General features: G+C 55.1%; 15 protein-coding genes and 1 pseudogene. 12 read left to right on the top strand and 4 right to left on the bottom strand.

Translation table 11 applies throughout. The features are described from left to right. The first annotated feature begins 13 nt into the window (after positions 1–13). The 9 genes from N8E89_RS19955 (at position 14) to N8E89_RS19915 (ending at position 7,037) form a co-directional block, all read left to right on the top strand. Positions 14–1,276, top strand: coding sequence for an arginine deiminase (locus N8E89_RS19955; protein ID WP_262262925.1), 1,263 nt, complete (start codon positions 14–16; stop codon positions 1,274–1,276). A gap of 212 nt (positions 1,277–1,488) precedes the next feature. Then, positions 1,489–2,022, top strand: coding sequence for a Na+/H+ antiporter subunit E (locus N8E89_RS19950; protein WP_262262924.1), 534 nt, complete (start codon positions 1,489–1,491; stop codon positions 2,020–2,022). Next, complete coding sequence (locus N8E89_RS19945) at positions 2,015–2,275, top strand: MrpF/PhaF family protein (protein ID WP_262262923.1); 261 nt, start codon at positions 2,015–2,017, stop codon at positions 2,273–2,275. The genes N8E89_RS19950 and N8E89_RS19945 overlap by 8 nt, the downstream gene beginning before the upstream one ends. Positions 2,276–2,277: 2 nt before the next feature. Next, complete coding sequence (locus N8E89_RS19940; RefSeq protein WP_262262922.1) at positions 2,278–2,517, top strand: hydrogenase subunit MbhD domain-containing protein; 240 nt, start codon at positions 2,278–2,280, stop codon at positions 2,515–2,517. A 3-nt stretch (positions 2,518–2,520) separates the two neighbouring features. Beyond that, positions 2,521–2,868, top strand: coding sequence for a monovalent cation/H(+) antiporter subunit G (mnhG, locus tag N8E89_RS19935; protein ID WP_262262921.1), 348 nt, complete (start codon positions 2,521–2,523; stop codon positions 2,866–2,868). Beyond that, positions 2,865–3,563 (top strand): hydrogen gas-evolving membrane-bound hydrogenase subunit E, encoded by a 699-nt coding sequence (gene mbhE / locus N8E89_RS19930; protein WP_262262920.1) that lies wholly within the window; start codon positions 2,865–2,867, stop codon positions 3,561–3,563. Before mnhG ends, mbhE begins: the two co-directional genes overlap by 4 nt. Positions 3,564–3,586: 23 nt before the next feature. After that, positions 3,587–3,955: a sodium:proton antiporter gene (locus N8E89_RS19925; protein ID WP_262262919.1), complete on the top strand. Its 369-nt coding sequence runs from the start codon at positions 3,587–3,589 to the stop codon at positions 3,953–3,955. A 444-nt stretch (positions 3,956–4,399) separates the two neighbouring features. Then, the gene (locus N8E89_RS19920; protein WP_262262918.1) at positions 4,400–5,422 is read left to right on the top strand and encodes a complex I subunit 5 family protein; all 1,023 of its coding nucleotides are present in this window, start codon (positions 4,400–4,402) and stop codon (positions 5,420–5,422) included. A gap of 43 nt (positions 5,423–5,465) precedes the next feature. Further along, positions 5,466–7,037, top strand: a complete 1,572-nt coding sequence (locus tag N8E89_RS19915) for a proton-conducting transporter transmembrane domain-containing protein (protein ID WP_262262917.1) — start codon at positions 5,466–5,468, stop codon at positions 7,035–7,037. 11 nt (positions 7,038–7,048) lie between these two features. Here the strand turns inward: N8E89_RS19915 and N8E89_RS19910 are convergent, their stop codons facing one another. From N8E89_RS19910 to N8E89_RS19895, 4 genes and pseudogenes are all read right to left on the bottom strand, one after another. Next, positions 7,049–10,087, bottom strand: a complete 3,039-nt coding sequence (locus tag N8E89_RS19910; protein ID WP_262263364.1) for an efflux RND transporter permease subunit — start codon at positions 10,085–10,087, stop codon at positions 7,049–7,051. Then, on the bottom strand, positions 10,087–11,181 hold the full coding sequence (locus N8E89_RS19905) for an efflux RND transporter periplasmic adaptor subunit (protein WP_315975729.1): 1,095 nt from the start codon (positions 11,179–11,181) through the stop codon (positions 10,087–10,089). Before N8E89_RS19905 ends, N8E89_RS19910 begins: the two co-directional genes overlap by 1 nt. 317 nt (positions 11,182–11,498) lie before the next feature. Then, a complete protein-coding gene (locus tag N8E89_RS19900; RefSeq protein WP_410010471.1) occupies positions 11,499–11,681 on the bottom strand; it encodes a hypothetical protein in 183 nt (60 codons plus the stop codon). Further along, positions 11,658–11,842 (bottom strand): annotated as a pseudogene (locus N8E89_RS19895) (hypothetical protein); the annotation flags it as partial. The gene N8E89_RS19900 and the pseudogene N8E89_RS19895, both read right to left, overlap by 24 nt. A gap of 818 nt (positions 11,843–12,660) precedes the next feature. Between N8E89_RS19895 and N8E89_RS19890 the strand changes: the two are divergent. From N8E89_RS19890 to N8E89_RS19880, 3 genes are all read left to right on the top strand, one after another. Next, positions 12,661–14,325 (top strand): alpha/beta hydrolase, encoded by a 1,665-nt coding sequence (locus tag N8E89_RS19890; RefSeq protein WP_262262916.1) that lies wholly within the window; start codon positions 12,661–12,663, stop codon positions 14,323–14,325. 964 nt (positions 14,326–15,289) lie between these two features. Continuing rightward, positions 15,290–15,430 (top strand): hypothetical protein, encoded by a 141-nt coding sequence (locus N8E89_RS19885; RefSeq protein ID WP_262262915.1) that lies wholly within the window; start codon positions 15,290–15,292, stop codon positions 15,428–15,430. A gap of 859 nt (positions 15,431–16,289) precedes the next feature. Further along, positions 16,290–17,249 (top strand): helix-turn-helix domain-containing protein, encoded by a 960-nt coding sequence (locus N8E89_RS19880; protein WP_262262914.1) that lies wholly within the window; start codon positions 16,290–16,292, stop codon positions 17,247–17,249. Positions 17,250–17,653 lie beyond the last annotated feature (404 nt).

The raw sequence follows: 17,653 nt of genomic DNA, 5'->3' as shown, positions 1-17,653 counted from the left end.
CAGGAGGTCCAACATGTCAGCTTCTCCAAATACTCAAAACAGCGACTTCGGGGTTCACTCCGAAGTTGGCCAGTTGCGGAAAGTCATGGTGTGCGCGCCGGGACGGGCGCATCAGCGGCTCACACCCAGCAATTGCGACGACCTGCTTTTCGACGATGTGTTGTGGGTCGACAATGCCAAGCGCGACCACTTCGACTTCATGACCAAGATGCGTGATCGCGGCATCGAGGTGTTGGAGATGCATAACCTCCTTGCCGACACTGTGGCCGTTCCTGAAGGGAAGAAGTGGATTCTCGACAACCAGGTTGTCGTCAACCAGGTCGGCCTTGGTTTGGTGGATGAAATTCGTAGTTATCTGGAGGGATTACCCAACCGGGAGCTTGCAGAAACGCTGATCGGCGGCCTCTCAACCTTTGAGTTCCCCGAAACGCATGGCGGTGAAATGCTGAAACTCGTCAGAGACGCTGCGGGGGTCAACGAATATCTGCTGCCACCGCTTCCCAATACGCTCTATACACGCGATACGACATGCTGGATCTATGGCGGGGTCACCCTGAACCCGCTGTATTGGCCTGCGCGCCATGAGGAGACGATCCTGACCACCTCCATATACAAGTTCCATCCGAGCTTTGCCGGAAAGGTCAATGTCTGGTGGGGCGACCCCACTGAGGATTGGGGGCTTGCTACGCTCGAAGGCGGTGACGTCATGCCAATTGGCAAGGGCAATGTCCTTATCGGCATGAGTGAGCGTACTTCGCGCCAGGCAATCAGCCAGCTTGCGGCAACCCTCTTCGAAAAGGGAGCTGCGGAACGCGTGATCGTTGCTGCCATGCCCAAGCTGCGGGCCGCAATGCATCTTGACACGGTGTTCACCTTCGCCGACCGCGACTGCGTACTGCTCTATCCCGATATCGTCGACGGCATCGATGCGTTTTCCTACCGGCCCGGTGAAAAACCAGGAACGGTCGAGCTGCACAAGGATAAAGGGACATTCGTCGAGACGGTTCGCGATGCTCTCGGTCTTAAGCAATTGCGCGTTGTCGAAACGGGCGGCAATGCCTATGTGCGTGAACGCACCCAATGGGATAGCGGTGCAAACCTCGTTTGCGCTTCCCCCGGCGTCGTCTATGCCTATGACCGCAACACCTATACCAACACGCTGCTGCGCAAAGAGGGCATTGAGGTCATCACCATCACGGGAGCGGAGCTTGGGCGCGGTCGTGGCGGCGGTCACTGCATGACGTGTCCAATCAGCCGTGACGCTGTGGACTACTGAACCTCAGCCGGGAGGCCAGGTGCCCAATACGAGGAAATGCTGATGGCCATTAAGTCTCTGCTGCAGTTGCCACGGGGAACTCAGGCTGGAAGCAGGCGCTGTGAGGTATTTCGTGGCGCCTGCGGATCGAGACAGTGGCGTATTCGCGTACGACCCTCACGGGACGGCGGCATGCAAAGCTGGTTGATATCCCGATTGCGAGGGCAATCCAGATGACGTCGAACCAAGAAAGACGTCAAAGCGGCTTGCTGGGGTTGCCTAACGGTCTGTTCTGCCTTTGGCTCTTGCTGTTTTCTCTCTGGCTGATTGTCAATGCAAGGATCGAGCTTCAAATCGTCGTTAGCGGCGCTCTTATATCACTGGCGGTATCCTGGGTCTTCGTCCGCCGCAGCAATGTGTGGCAGCAGGTCGCCCTGACACCGCGTGGAGCGTACAGCTTCCTCGCCTACACGATAAACTTCTTCATCGAACTGCTGAAAGCCAACATCAATATGTTGCGTTACGTATATTCCCCGATCATCGATATTGCTCCGGGCATCGTGAAGATCAGGACGCAGTTGAAATCGCCGATTGGCCGGTTGGCTCTGGCCAATTCAATCGCGCTGACGCCCGGTTCGCTCGTGATGGATATTAGGGGCGATGCTATCTTCATCCATTGTCTCAATATCAAAGCTGTCGAATCCGAAGCTATGACCGAGTTGATCGCAGGACCATTCGAAAAGCACTTGGGGGTGGTTTTTGGCTGATGTTATTCTGAAAATAGCAGGGGGGCTGATTTTCTTCAGCATCGTATGCGGGGTCCTGCGGCTGGTCATCGGCAGGACTGTTGTCGATCGCGTCGTCGCCATCGACATGCTGAGCGTGATCTCGATTTCACTGATCGCGCTGTACGCACACCTGTCCGGGCGCTTCGTCTATATCGACGTGGCACTCGTTTATGGCTTGCTTAGTTTTCTTGCCGTGCTTGCAATTGCCCGTTTTCTGGAGAGGAGGGCTTAGCCATGCTCGAACTTCTTGTTCTCCTGGTGTGCGGCAGCATTCTTGTGAGTGGCCTCCTGGCTGTATGTCTCGACAATTTGATGGCCGCAATGATCAGTGCCGGGTTGGCAAGCCTTTTCGCCGCCGTCTCTTATATTCTGCTCGCAGCACCCGACGTCGCCATGGCTGAGGCTGCGATCGGCTCCGGCCTTGCAACGCTGATCTTTCTCTACGCGATCCGAAAAACGACGGGGGAGGAATGAACCTTGAGTGAATTGATCGGCAGTATCGTCGTCCTTGTGGGCGCATTCTTCCTTTTCTCGGCGGGCTTGGGCCTATTGAGGATGCCCGACGTCTACACACGGATTCAGGCGGGAACCAAAGCTTCAACGCTGGGCAACATTCTGGTTCTCGTCGGCCTCAGCTTTTATCATCCTGACTGGGCGTTCAAGCTGTTGATCGTGGCATATTTCGTTCTGATGACGAACCCGTTGTCATCCCACGCGCTCTCACGTGCAGCCTATGCATTCCATACGCCTTTGGCTCCTTCAACAGTTGTTGATGCGCTGCGCGAAGAAAATAACAATAACGCTGGTGAGGGCAGGTCACCGTGACCCGCATTTTTACTTTTCTCGTCGTGCTGTTGTTCGGCTTCATCTTCGCCGGCCTGGTGGGTAGCTACAGCGAACGTCAGACACTGTCTCCGTTGGCGGAATATTACCTCACGCAAGTCCCGGGGGGACTCGGCGCGCCGAACGTCGTAACCGGTATCCTCATCACCTTCCGCGGTTTCGATACGCTCGGGGAAGTCGCGGTGCTTTTCATGGTTGCAGCGAGCGTTGGCGTGCTTCTTGAAGCAAGTTCCAGCGGGAAGACACAGCCGCCATTGGCTAAAAATGGCGGAGATAGATCTCCAAGCGAACTGGTGCAAAACGGAGCTGAGGTGGTCCTACCGCTTATCTTGCTGTTTGGCGCCTATATTATCATGAACGGTCATCTTTCCGCCGGCGGTGGTTTCCAGGGCGGCGCGGTCGTGGCTTCCGGTATCATGCTGCTGATGCTGGCAGCACCGACCACCAAATTGCATCACGGTTTTCTAAGCGTGACGGAGTCACTCGCTGGAGTTTTCTATGTGCTGATCGGCATCATAGGGTTGGTTTTCGCAGGGGGATTTCTAGACAGTCATATCATGCGGCCAGGAAGTTTCGGTACGCTGATGAGCGCGGGAGCAATACCCCTGATATCGATCCTGCTTGGCATCAAGGTCAGCGCGGAGCTCAGCGTCATTATCGACCGTTTTCGCAACTGAGCCATGGGAAAGGAGGCATTACGATGGGCCTGCCGATTTCCCACATTCTCTTATCGACCGGGTTTGCGCTCATCCTGATCGGGTTATGGGGCATGCTGAAGCACAGTAACATCTTGCGCATCATCATAGGCCTTTCCCTGATCGATACCGGAATCCATGTTGTCATAGCGGCTACGGGCTACGTCACTGGCGGAACCGCACCCATCATCGATGATGCGCTTGCCGCGGCGGATGCAACCGCTCGCGCGGTCGATCCGATTCCCGCTGCGCTGGTGGTCACGGCCATCGTTATTGGCTTTTCGGTGACCGCCATCATGCTCTCCTTTGCTATCAGGCTTTATGAGGCCAAGAAGACCCTGTCTATTGACGAATTCACGGAATCAAAATGGTAGAGGGTTTTTTTCAACCACTGACTATTTTTATCATTGGCTTGGGCGGTGGGTTTCTCATTCCGCTGCTTTATCGCATCGCTAGGCCATTGCCGGTCATTGCCTTTGCCCTGGCACTCGCATGCATTACTGTTATTTCCGGAGTTCTTTCGTGGGGTCTCTACAATGGCGGTCCTGTAATCGACATTTACACGGCAGGCGGTCTGCCGCCATTCACGATCAATCTGCGCTTCGGATTTTGGGAAGGATTTTGCGCGTTTAGCGTAAATATCGTTTCTGTGCTCGGCGCATGGCATATGCGGGAGCGCCTGTGTGCGAGTTATCCAGCGCTCTTGCTTTACCTTATCCTGACCACGGGCATCAATGGTCTCATCATGACTCGCGATCTGTTCAACCTGTTCGTTTTTCTTGAGATTGTTTCTATCGCTACATACGGGCTTCTTGGATTTGAACACTCATCCGCGGCAGCTTGCGGCCAGCTTCAAATATATCGTGGCGACGGTGCTGGCCTCCTCGTTTTTCCTTGTCGGCATAGCCCTGCTCTATCATGTCACCGGGACCCTCAACATCGACGACATGATCGAACACCGAATGTCGATAGTCGGACCGATCGGAGCGACCGCGCTCCTTCTCGTCCTTTCTTGCTTCCTCATCGAGTTGAAACCCTTCCCTGCCAACGGCTGGGGAATCGACGTGTACGAAACGGCCCCGAGTGGGATAGCCGCGCTTATCGCGGGAGCGGTATCCGCGGGCGTGTTTTTTGCGCTCTTCAAACTGCTTCCGCTGTTCGAGAACCATCTCGGCATTATCGCAGTTTCAGGTGGGATCACATTCCTGTTCTCCAATCTTGTCGGGTTGAAACAGACTAATGTGCAAAGACTGCTCGGCTATTCATCGATCGCACAGATGGGACTGCTTACGCTAGCACTTGCCATAATACATCAGCTTGACGTACGGGAGTCGCTGCCACTGGTAGTCGGCGGTCTGTTCATTAATCATCTGCTAGCAAAGGCGGGACTGTTCTGGTTAGCTGGCGCCGTGCGACAGGAGCAGGTGGACGGCTGGACCGCAATTGGCGGACGTCCCTTTATTTTGCTCATATTTGCTATGCTTCTGGTCGCCATTGCTGGCCTTCCCCCGTTTCCAGGCTTCTGGGCGAAATGGGAACTCGTCACCCAAATCGCCGTGGGTAAACATTACGCGTGGATTGCCGTTATTCTGTCCGGATCATTGCTCGAAGCGGTTTATATGTTCCGCTGGTTCATGCAGGCGACGCGTGCCACGCACGAAGAGACGACCGTCCTGCTCTTGCCCGTTGAATTTTTTTCCGGTCACAGCTTGTGCCGCACTGCTTGCTGCCGGTGGCTACGCAGCAGCAAGTATTTCCGGAGCCGCTTCTATTTGGCTCTTCCTTCCGCTTTGCGCAGGGGTATTCCTCTACCTTGTCGATTGGCTTCCCAACCGCTTTAAATGCTTGCTCATGTTAGCTCTGGTTTTACTGTTTGGAACTTGGATGATCCGTGACATCCAAGGCCTGAACAAATTGTTCGCGGTATTGCTGCTTGCCGGCGAGCTTGTGGTTGCCTCGGCGGGCCTCTATCGCACAGATAGCCGTCCTGGGTTCTACCCGTTGATGGCAATCCTTCTCTTGTCGGTCGCAGGCCTGCTGCGCGCATCAACCAGTCTCGAATTCTTCTTTAATTGGGAGCTGATCACGCTTTCGTCCTTTTTCCTTATCGCGCGAAGTCACAAGGCGCATCCATACGCTCTCTCATTCTTGTTATTCTCGCTCGCATCAGCCTTTTGCCTGCTTGCAGGTTTCGCCATAGCAACCGCAGCAAATGGCACGATGGCCGTCTCTGCCTTCGCCAGCACAGGACCCGATGCCTGGCCCGCGATCGTCCTTCTGGCAACGGGTTTCCTGATCAAGGCGGGTGCGGCAGGCGTCCACGTTTGGCTCCCTGGCTGCTATGCGGAGGCCGACGACGACCTTTCGGCGATGTTATCCGCTGTCGTCAGTAAGGTCGCGATCTTCGGCATATTTACCGTTACCTATCTCGCCATACGATCCGAGATGGGGTTGGAATTGGCGTATGTTTTGGGTTGGATCGGCCTCATAACAACTCTTGTCGGCGCGCTGATGGCGTTACAGCAGGATGACATCAAGCGTATGCTTGCCTATTCGAGCATGAGTCAGCTCGGCTACATTATCACTGCTATCGCCCTGATGAGCCATCTCGGTTGGGTGACTGCATTTTATCTCATTGCCAACCATTTGATGGTCAAGGGCGTACTGTTCCTTGCCGTCGCAGGTGTCATCTTACGAACAGACAGAAGACTTCTGGATGACAATGGAGGCTTGGCCAGGGAAATGCCCTTCACGTTCGCTTCTGTACTTGTCGCCATTGTCTCAATGTCCGGCTTGCCGCCGCTTGCAGGCTTTGGCGGAAAGTGGCTACTCCTCAGTGCGATGGTGGAAAAGGGCTGGTACCCGTTAGCGGCGGTTGCCGTCGTGGCGACGTTCATTGGCTTTCTATACATGTTTCATTTGGTACATGCAGTGTTTCTCGGCTCGCGCAAGACCGATCATGCGGCAATCGGCGAAGCCCCGCCCACACTGCTCATACCTCAATTCGTGCTGATCGCCGGGATTTTGATTTTATCATTCTTCCCGAAGCTGCTGATGGACCCGGTTTCAGCAGCAATCGACCCGACCTTTGCCGCCAATCTCGTTTGGAAAGGCATGTCACTGGAAACGATCTATGGCTATTGGAACCCAATTCCTGTGATGGGAATCGCGGTGGTGATAACCGCGTTCCTATTCGCCCTAGTCTGGCTCTATTACAGGCTCGCGCGCAATCGCAGCGCAGCTGCAGGTATCGCGCGCTTTTACGCCTTCTACAAGGTGGTCTTGACTCCACTTGCTACGCCATTTGTATATCAATTCTGGGACGGGGTATCGGCGTTGACTGTGAGTGCAGCCGACTCCACCCGAAAGATTTACACAGGAAATGGCAGGACCTACGCGCTATGTGTGCTTTGTTACACCATAGCCCTGTACATGATCGGCACTTACGGGAGCTAGCGATTGGCCCTTCATGCGGTGCTTGGCTTGTCCTTCACGGCGGCCACGTACAACGCCGGGAGGAAGATTAGGGTCAGTACCGTGGCAACCAACAGTCCGCCCATTATAGCGAATGCCATCGGACCCCAGAATACCGTAGGCGCAATCAGGATCATACCGAGCACGGTAGAAACCGCAGTAAGCATGATCGGCCGGAAACGCGCGGAGCTTGCGTCCATGACAGCATCGCGCACGTTCTTTCCTAAGGCTCGCTCCGCTTCAATCTGGCCAATCAGAATAACTGCATTTTTGATGATCATGCCGAGCAGTGCGAGGATTCCCAGAATTGCTACGAAGCCTAACGGCCGCCCCGACAGGAGCAGCGATAAAACGACGCCGATCAAACCCAGCGGCGCCACGCTAAGCACAAGGACCAACAACCTAAACTGGCGCAGTTGGAACATAAGTACCGTCAGCATGATGAGCACCATCACAGGCACGACCGCTACAACGGAGGCAAGCGATTGTGCACTCTCCTCTACTGTACCTCCTATCTCGATCCGGTAGCCAAGGGGAAGTCCTGCCGACAACTTCGCTATCTCCGGTTCTAACGACTGCACCGCCGCGTCCGGCAGCGTACCTTGTTGCACGTCGGCCTGGACCGTCAGGCTTGGCAATCGGTCCCGGCGCCATACAAGAGGGTATGACTGCGCGTACTCGAATGTAGCGAATTGGCTTAGTGGCACTGTCCTGCCACCTGGAATCGGCACCTGCATCGTGCGTAGCGTCTCCAACGAGATCCGTTGTTCGTCAGTAGCTCGCAGCACGACGTCGATCAGATAAATGTTATCGCGCACCTGTGTCACCGGCGTCCCAGAGATTACAGCGTTTAGCACGCCGCCAATGGCCTCGGAGCTGATACCGAGAAGTCTCGCCTGATCCTGATCGACCTGTATACGTATCTCGCGCGCTGGCTCAATCCAATCGAAGTTCACATGCATCGAGAGCGCATCCGCAGCGACGATCCTCGCGAGTTCGAGCGCGATGTCGCGTATTTTCCCAAGGTCCGGCCCAATCACACGATATTGTAGCGGCCACCCTACCGGGGGCCCTAGTTCCAGAGGAGAGACCCGGCTGACAGTATTTGGGAAATCTTCGGCAAGCCGCGTTTCCAACTTCTTCTGCAAGCGTTCACGTGCTTCGACATTGTTAGCTACGACAACCGCCTGCGCGAAGAAGTCGTTGGGCAGTTGCGCGTTGAGCGGCAGATAGAAGCGGATCGCGCCGCGCCCAACGTAGGTGCTCCAGCGATTTACGTCAGGATCGCCTTTCAGCGCTTCGTCGAACCGTTTTACTGCTGCTTCAGTCGCATGAATCGAGGAATTTTGGGGCAAGCTTAGATCGACCAGGAGTTCCGGCCGGTCGGATGAAGGAAAGAACTGCGAGGGGATCAGCCGCATCAACAATATCGAAGCTACGAACAAAGCTAGCGTCGCCGCGATCGTGATCCAGCGCGCTGTTAGTGCTGCCGACAGGAAGCGGCGATAAAGCTTTAAGACTCGCCCTGGCTCACGGGAGTCGGCCGTCTTAGGGGCTTTCAAAATCGCGAGCCCGACCAATGGCGCGAACAGGACTGCCACGAACCACGAAACGATCAGCGCGATGCTGACGACAGCGAACAGCGAGAACGTGTATTCGCCGGCTGAACTCGCCGCGAAACCAACCGGCACGAAGCCCGCTATTGTCACGAGGGTGCCGGCGAGCATGGCGAAGGCATAGGTCCTGAAGGCGAAAGTAGCGGCCGCCTCTTTGCTTTCACCCAATGCCAGTTGATTGATGGTCGCGTCGGTCGTAGTCATTGCATCGTCGACCATTAGCGCCAGCGCGATGATGAGCGCCCCCAGCGAGATCCGCTGCATGTCGATGCCGGCAAGATCCATAATGGAAAAGACCGCCATCAAAGTGAGGGGGATCGACAACGCGACCACGAGACCTGGCCGAATGCCGAGCGCAACGAAGCTGACCGCGAGAATGATTCCGATCGCCTGCCATAACGACATCATGAACTCATGTATGGCATTATCTACCGTCACGGCCTGGTCCGCTACGAGGTGCGCCTCGATGCCAACTGGCAAATCAGCAATGATAGATTTCATCGCTGCATCGATGTTACGGCCTAACGTCAGGATGTCGCCGCCATCCTGCATCGCAATAGCCAGACCGATGCTAGGCTCCCCATTGACGCGAAACATTGGCTGCGGCGGATCGACGAATGCGCGCCGCACCGTCGCGATGTCGCTGAGCCTAAGCATCCGTCCGTCCACAACAAAATTTATATTGGAAATGTCCTGCTGCGAGGCAAATGCACCGGAGACTTGTATCGCCAGTTTCTCGTCACTCGTCTGAATGGTTCCGGCCGGTTGAACCACGTTTTGACTGCGCAATGCGGCCACAAGTGCTGCACGGTCGATATTGAGGCTAGCGAGCTGTTGCATAGAAAACTCGACAAAGATGCGCTCATCCTGCGCGCCGAGTATCTCTATCTTTGAGACATCCTTCACATTAAGCAGCTTGGAACGTACGCTTTCAACATAATCGCGTAGTTCGCGATGGGTGAAACCGTCTGCAGTGAACCCATAAATCAGACCAAAGGTATCCCCAAATTCATCGTTGAAGCCGGGCCCAATCACGCCAGCAGGCAGGCTGCTTCGCATGTCCCCGATGCTTTTGCGCACGTGGTACCAGACGTCTGGCACTTGCGCAGCAGTTGTAGCACCCTTGAGATTGACAAAGATGGTGGTAACACCTGGCCGGGTAAAGCTGCGTAGATTGTCGAGATGCGGCGTCTCCTGGAGCGTCCGCTCGAGCCGTTCCGTCACCTGATCCAGCATATCCTCCACGCCGGCGCCTGGCCATGCGGCCTGTACCACCATCGTCTTAATAATGAATGAGGGATCTTCGCTACGGCCCAAGCGCGAATAAGAAAATAGTCCCGCCGCGATTACAATAATCATGAAATAGACGATGAGCGATCGTTCTTTGATTGCCCATTCGGACAGATTGAAGCGCATCATACACCTGATCCGAGCAAGCGAACTTTCTGCCCAGGAAATAGCGCTTGCACTCCCGCTGTCACTACGATTTCACCGAGGTTGAGCCCCGAAGAAATCGCGACGGTTGCAGGATTGAAACGCTCTACTTCCACATTGCGCATCGAGACAGTGAAATTGGTCGGGTCGACGACCCAGACCGCAGGTTGACTGTTGAACGCGGTGAGCGCCGCCGAAGGAATTTCGATTATTGGAGTGTCTTCTAACCGCACTTGTCCAGTGACTGTAGAACCAAGGCGCATGGCCGATGGCGGATTGTCGAGACCGACACGGACGCGAAAAGTGCGTGTTATGGGGTCAGCTTGCGGAGCAATTTCGCGCACTCGGCCCGTGGCGGTTACACTAGCGTCGTCCGTCAGTACCGCCGTGATCACAGGTTCGGCGGGTACCGAACGCAATAATTGCGCCGGCACATCAAACACCGCATCGCGGCCACCCTTTCTTGCGAGCTGGAGTATCATCTGTCCGGACTGAACGACCTCACCAGGTTCCGCGCCGCGTGCCGTCACCACACCGGGGGCGTCCGCCTTAAGCTCGGTATAGCTGACATTATCCTGCGCGATCTTCAACTGCGCTTCGGCGTCATCAACCTGCGACTGCGCTGTCTGCAAGCCTTGCTGTGCTTCATCGAACAGTACGCGCGTTGTGAATCCCTGGCGTAACAACCGTTCTTGTCGCCCAAAATTGTTGATTGCCTGCGCCAGCCGACCCTCGGCGGCGGCAAGAGCCGCCTGTGCAGAACGCTGGGTATTTAGTGCATTCTGTGCATCCAATCGTCCCACCACCTGTCCAGCACTCACCTGATCACCAACATTGACAGGCCGTTCGATCATGCGTCCGGATACGCGAAAAGATAAGGAGACTTCGTCTTCCGCCTGTATGTCTCCGGTCAACGTAACAAGTTCCCCGGCATCGCGCTTCTCGATCGTCACAACTCTTACAGGGCGAATTTGCGGCGCATCCGTCTCACCGTCCCGCGAGCATGCGCAGAGCAGACCGGTAAGGCCCACGACGAGCCAAAGCCTGAAAGTTGTTCGTCCTCCGATGAGTGACAACTGGCGATGCTGATAAGAATTTACGATAAAATCACACATTGCAGCCCGGTTTGCGTAAAGACGACTAAGCGGATTTCAAAACTATATCTTGCGAAACACCTCGAGAAACTAGCGTTGAATCTCATATGTATGCATTGCGTCCGTTTTTCGCCGGGACGGGTTGGGTCGACTCGGCGGGAATGCTCGTGTCGAATATCTCACCGGGGAGCGAGGCCCGCGTTACGATGCGATATTTCCTATTTGAGCAGCTGTCACTTATGGCTGAGCCCGGCTACGGAGCAGATATCGGGCGAGCTCTCTTTCGGCAACTCGACCCACTAAAACAAGGCCGTCCTGGTTGACGACAACTGCTTGTCGAGAATCCACTCCTTGTCCTCGGGAACGGCCACCGTTTCGGCAAGCAGGTTGTGCATCTCCAGCACCTGGATGCCGGGATCGCGTATCTCCACGGCTGAATTGGATCGTGATGTAAACTGAGACTGGACCACACGGGCGAGCATACATATGCCGGTGCCAGCGGTAATCCCGGCAATGATCGCCCCGGACCCCGTGGCATTGCCGTATTTCGTGGCAGCGAGAAGATGCCCGCGCCCACCATTGATTCCACAGTCATCGCAGTAAGCGCAAATAATGAGAATTTTTGAGTAGAACCCGAGGCCATGATACCAATCATGTCAGGTTAGGGATCGCGCAAGGTGTGCTTCCTAGTTGGGGATTGTGGTGATGTGATCAGCACGGGATCCACGAGTACGCCGAGCGTCTCTAATTGCCCAAATGGGGTCGAGATGGAAAAGACGCGAGGGGCCGATCCGATGGTTGGGTTCTGCGGCGTTACTGTGACAAGACCAGTAAGTTGGGTTATTCATTGAGCTAACTCGTTTTATTCATAAGGGCAAATAGGGATAAGCGATAGTCGAACGCTTGCCTCCCCCGAGCCCTAGTCGAGGAACTCGTATGTTGCCTGAAATCAGGTGGGGGTCTTTGGCACCTCCCTGCGCCGCCGAAATTGGGATTCCAAGCAGCCATTTTGAATTTTTGACCAATCACAAACCACAGACATGGGTTATAGTCGACTTGCCTCTCATACACATGTTTGTCCCGTTATTATGAGAGTCCCTGGCATGGCATGAGAATGCTTGGTTCAGTGAATTGATCAATTCGAAGGGTGAGGACGCTAAGCGCTCTGTTCGGCCTTATCGGCTCACCTGCTTGTTGGATGCCGTGAGCAGACCGAGGAAACCGTCCCAGTCATTTGTAGGAACCGTTGCGGTCGAACATCGCAAACTTGGCAATAGCGTCAGACTCACTGGTCATATCCGGGCCGAGAATGAAGTTTCCTTTGCGTCCCGGCTGGCGGGCGTGTGATTGAACGTCCGGTCAATGCTGGTGATCAGGTCGAGCCGCGACAGATTTTGGTAGAGATCGACCCGTAGAATGAAGTCAAGCGTTGGTTGAGGGGAACCCGGTTTGAAAACTTATATGTCGGTCTTGGCAAAGTCGTTCTCGGCCTTTGGTCTGCTTGTCGGCATTCTCTTGTTTGCCGCATCCCTTTCCCCGAGCCTGATGCCGCGCCCTTATGTGGTCCAGGGAGCACTCTCAGGATTTTGTGCAGCACTCGGCTATGGCGTGGGCGTGGGCGTGGTGTGGCTCTGGCGCTATCTCGAAATTCCGGTGCCACGGGCGCGCATTCAAAAAACCGCGAACTGGATTGCGGTGCCTTTATGCATAGGAACCGCCGGTGTCTTCTTGTGGAAGGCTGCCGAATGGCAGAACACCGTGCGAAACCTCATGGGCCTTGGTCCAGTAGACAGCGTGGAACCTATTGAGCTCGCCGCCATCGCGCTCATCATCTTTCTGTTGGTCATTTTGCTCGCCCGACTCTTCCGGCAGACCTTCCGTCTATTCTCGCGCTGGCTGAATCGCCTCGTGCCCCGCCGCGTGTCAAAGGTCATCGGCGGCCTTCTCGCGGTAGCGCTGTTCTGGTCGGTGGCGCAGGGTGTCTTGTTCAGGGTAGTCTTACGCCTGGTCGACACATCCTTCCGCGAACTCGATGCTCGGATCGATGATAACTCAGCGCGCCCATCTGATCCTGCAAAACCTGGCGGCCCGGGCTCGATCCTCGACTGGCAGGACTTAGGACGGCAAGGCCGCGCCTTCATCGCTTCCGGACCAACTGGTGCGCAGATCGGCGATTTCTTCCATTCAAACGCGCTTAATCCCATCCGGGTCTATATCGGGCTGAATTCCGCGGAAACGATAGATGAAAGAGCACGCCTCGCCCTGGAGGAATTGAGGCGAGACGGTGGGTTCGAAAGATCGGCGTTGATTGTGATCGTTCCAACGGGAACCGGGTGGGTTGATCCTGCTGGCATCGATACCGTCGAATATCTTCATCATGGCGATATCGCCAGCGTAGCCATGCAATATTCTTATCTAAGCAGTTGGTTATCCCTGCTGGTGGAACCGGGCTATGGCGCCGAGGCAGGGCAAGCACTCTTTCGCGAAGTATACCAATACTGGATTACGCTCCCGCGTCAAAGCCGCCCTAAACTCTATCTGTATGGCCTAAGTCTTGGCGCAATGAATTCCGAACTTTCCGCCCGACTCTACGATATCATCGGTGATCCTTTTCAAGGCGCGCTATGGAGTGGACCACCCTTCCAAAGCCGCATTTGGAACGCCGTCACAGCAGACCGAAATCCCGGCTCGCCAGCCTGGCTCCCGCGCTTCCGCGACAGTTCGATCATAAGGTTCACCAATCAGAACAACGCACTGGATATTCCAGGTGCCGGCTGGGGCCCCATTCGCATCGTCTATCTCCAATATGCCAGCGACCCCGTGACATTCTTCGATTTTTACGCGCTTTATCGCGAGCCGGATTGGATGAAGAGCCCGCGCGGTCCCGATGTCTCGCCGAGCCTCCGTTGGATTCCGGGGGTCACAATGCTGCAGCTCCTGTTCGACATGGTAATTGCAACGACCTCGCCGATGGGGTACGGCCATGTCTACGCGCCGGAGCATTATATCGATGGCTGGGTTGCCGTTACCAATCCGCAACACATTCAACCAGAAGACATTTCTCGCCTGAAGGCGTTTTTCGTTGAACGGTCGCGGAGCGCCGACAATTCGCCTCCAAGTGATTGATCGTTTGGTAAGATGCAACCATGCTTCGATTAAAAAAGGGGACACAATGCCTGACTCTCGGATTGATGGCTAATCTCTTCGATGCGTTGGGCACGATTTAGTTTCTTGCAGGGAGTCCCAGCGTTGGGCCGCAAGGCAATCGCCCCGGGCACTTGACAGGGCGTTAAGGACGTCGGCATCCATGACTTCCTCATGAAGGAAGTAGCAGCCAAAATTTTGCCTGGGAACGCCGCACCGCTCGTGCAGTCAATGATAGCCAACAAGGTTCTGAAGGATATCTAGAGTTACGGTGGCTTTGCGCACAAGACTTCGCTGGATGAAACCAAGGTGTGGCGGGATGCTCTGCAATAGGCCAGATCATGATACGTTGGGGAATTGTACCTTGGAGCGCTGTATGCGTTCACAGCAGGGTGAATTCCGATAGCTATCGAGATGGTTTGCCGCCCTACGGACACACAAAGTCTTCACCTTGCACGGCAGCGCGTTGACAGGGATCACTGGAGGACTAGCATTGGCTTTCCGACGAGCGCACCCGGAGCGAGCCAGTTTGGCGGGGCGTGCTGCCGAAGCTGCAGTCCAAACTGTCGGCGGCTTATACGGCCATACTCGCGAGGTTGGCATTGCTGGTCTCCTGATCACCCTAGTCAGCGGCCTGCGAAAAATGCCTTGGGGAGCTAGCGCGACAGAGTTGGGATCACCGGGTTGTTTGGGTGAAGGTAAGCGAGACATGGCAATTCAAATACAAATCCAATGATCGGCTACCAGCAACCGGCACCCTCGATCTCGCGCTACGCGCTTCGGATAGACAATCTTCTTTCTGCTCGTTAGGGCACTCATTGGACCGCTCAGATCAAATTGCAGCGCTGGATGCCCAAACTGCTTGCCCTACCGGTGGCGCTCTTCGTATGTTCACTATTGTCACGGTAGGCTCTTCGGTGACCTTTGGCTTAAGCAAGCATGGCCAATGACTATTCTTCAATGTGCGAAGATTCCAGGGTATCGATGTCACCGGACTGACTGGCTGGAAGAACACGGCATTGCCATCGCAGGTCCACTTGCTGACCGTTTCGACGTGACCTGGCTGGTCGGCTTTACCCAAGGCTAGCCGGTCATCTCAATAGCTTCGCGGGATTTGCGTTGCTGGCCTTTGTTCTCGTCATATGCTCGGCCTTCTGGAAATAGAGGACTTCGGCAGCGTCTTCGCTCCCCCGTCCTTCAACCACGGGGCGTGAAAAGGCTCGATGCCAATCGAGCGATATTAAGCTACGCCAGTTCATGCTCGTGCGCACGTTTGCCAGCAATCTGACTGGAATATGTCTGGGTATTCGCCTACTTCGCCGGTCTGGAACTGGCGGCCGCGCCTTTACCCTCCATTACATCCCATCGCAGGGCCGTTCGCAGCGACCGTCCGCCCACGCTTTTTGCCAGAGGCCAATTTGATTCTTGGCAGATGGCCGTGGCAGTCTTCTTCGGACTGAATCTGATCCAGTTCCTGATTGGCTATCTTGAACCTTGATGATTGGCACGTCGTTGGCGCGCTCGCCTTTCGCCGGCATTTTTTCACTGTTCTGGAGTTTTATTTGGGGCGTACCAGGCGCCTTCATTGGAGTCCCCATTCTCATCGCGTTCATTACCTGCTGCGAGAAGGTGCCGGGGGGATGTGGATTGCCGTCCTGCTGTCGGCCAAGTCTTTCGACAATCCAGACAAAGGTTTAACCTAATGTTCAATGTCCATGCAAAGACATTCTTTCAGTTGTGCGGTTTCACTTCTGTAACAGTTACGTACTGAACACACTCCCCTGATCGTGTTTAAAATACATCTTTGTAACTGTAATTTCTGACTCCGATGACATTAGGAGTAGCGAAGCTCAGCAGATGCAAATTGACGTATCACTAGCTCGATTAAATCACGAGACAATGCCGCCTGTTTTGACGTCGCTCAGATACAACAAGAGGGTGGACTTATGAATGCTTATGATGAAATTATACTATCGGATGCGTCGCTCGACCACAACTTCGCCCACGCGGCGGCACCTGTCGCGGAATATTCCGCGTTGCAAGTGAAGCGACCGTCTTTCGACTCAACTTCTATTCCTGCGTTCCAATTTGATACCAGGACCATGCCGCTCCACCATCAGTATGAGTCCTGGCGCAAAAGCTTCTCGTCCATACTCGAATTTGGCGAACGCCGGGACGGGTCCGGTGGTTTTGAAGGAAACCAAACAATCTGGGATCTCGGCAGACTAGCGTTTTCTCGCATAAGGACCAGCGCATTGGAGTTTGCGAGTGTCCCGGGTCACACACGAAGAGAAGCGCTGGACCACTGGACTTTAACCCTTCCGCTCGACGGAGCCATCAGCACAGTTGGTCCCGCGGGCAGCTTTCACGGAGGAGCTGGCATAATCCAGGTCCATTCGCTCGGCCGCTGGTTTGAAGGAACCATAACAGATAGCGAAATGCTTATGCTGTTTGTTCCCCGGGACTTCTGTGCAGAGATGGCACTTTCTCTGCACGCTTCCGAGTTCTCCGCGATCGACACGGCAATGGGACGGTTATTATCAGACTACTTCATAGGATTGGCCAAGCGGCTGCCAATAATCGACGCTGAAAATCTCCCTGAACTGGTGGGCGCGACACAGGCAATGATTCGGGCCTGCGTGCTGCCGTCTCCCGGCAATATCGAGGAGGCTCAGGCGCCCATTGCCCGCGTGTTGCTCGAAAAAGCACGCCGCATAGTGCATGCAAAATTGTGTGACCCAACGTTCAACGCCAAGGTCTTGCGTCGTGAACTGGCGATTTCACGCTCAGGACTTTATCGGATGTTCGAACCGTTCGGTGGTGTGATGCATTACGTCCAGCGCCAGCGTCTCCTCCGATGCACACGTGGCATTGGCAGACCCGACCGACCAACGCCGTATTGTTGAGATTGCTGAGCAACGCTGTTTTAGCGACGGTGCAGAATTTAGCCGGGCATTCAGGAGGGCGTTCGGCTACACGCCAAGCGAAGTGAGGGCTGGACGCATCAGCGGTGTAACAAGCAGGCCACCAGTGGAACTAACCACTACTGCGCCTGAAGACCGGCTCGGGTGGCTGTTACGCAAGCTTCACGGGTGACACCCAGGAAAAATCGGAGTTCCCCATGCGCCAACTTGCACCAGACGGATTCTCGCCGGTAGTTCGCTGGAACTTGCATTTCTGACAGTGATCTCTTGGCCGTGCTTCGTAACATAAGGTCGGGACATCAATCTATTTGGTGGGCACCAAATTTTTGGCTGTTTGCCGCCAATAATGAATACGATCGACCTGCAGACTGGCTGTTACGTCGCAA

The organism is Phyllobacterium sp. A18/5-2 (assembly GCF_025452215.1).
Taxonomy (GTDB): Bacteria; Pseudomonadota; Alphaproteobacteria; order Rhizobiales; family Rhizobiaceae; genus Phyllobacterium; species Phyllobacterium sophorae.
This window is presented reverse-complemented; position numbering and strand designations above follow the sequence as displayed.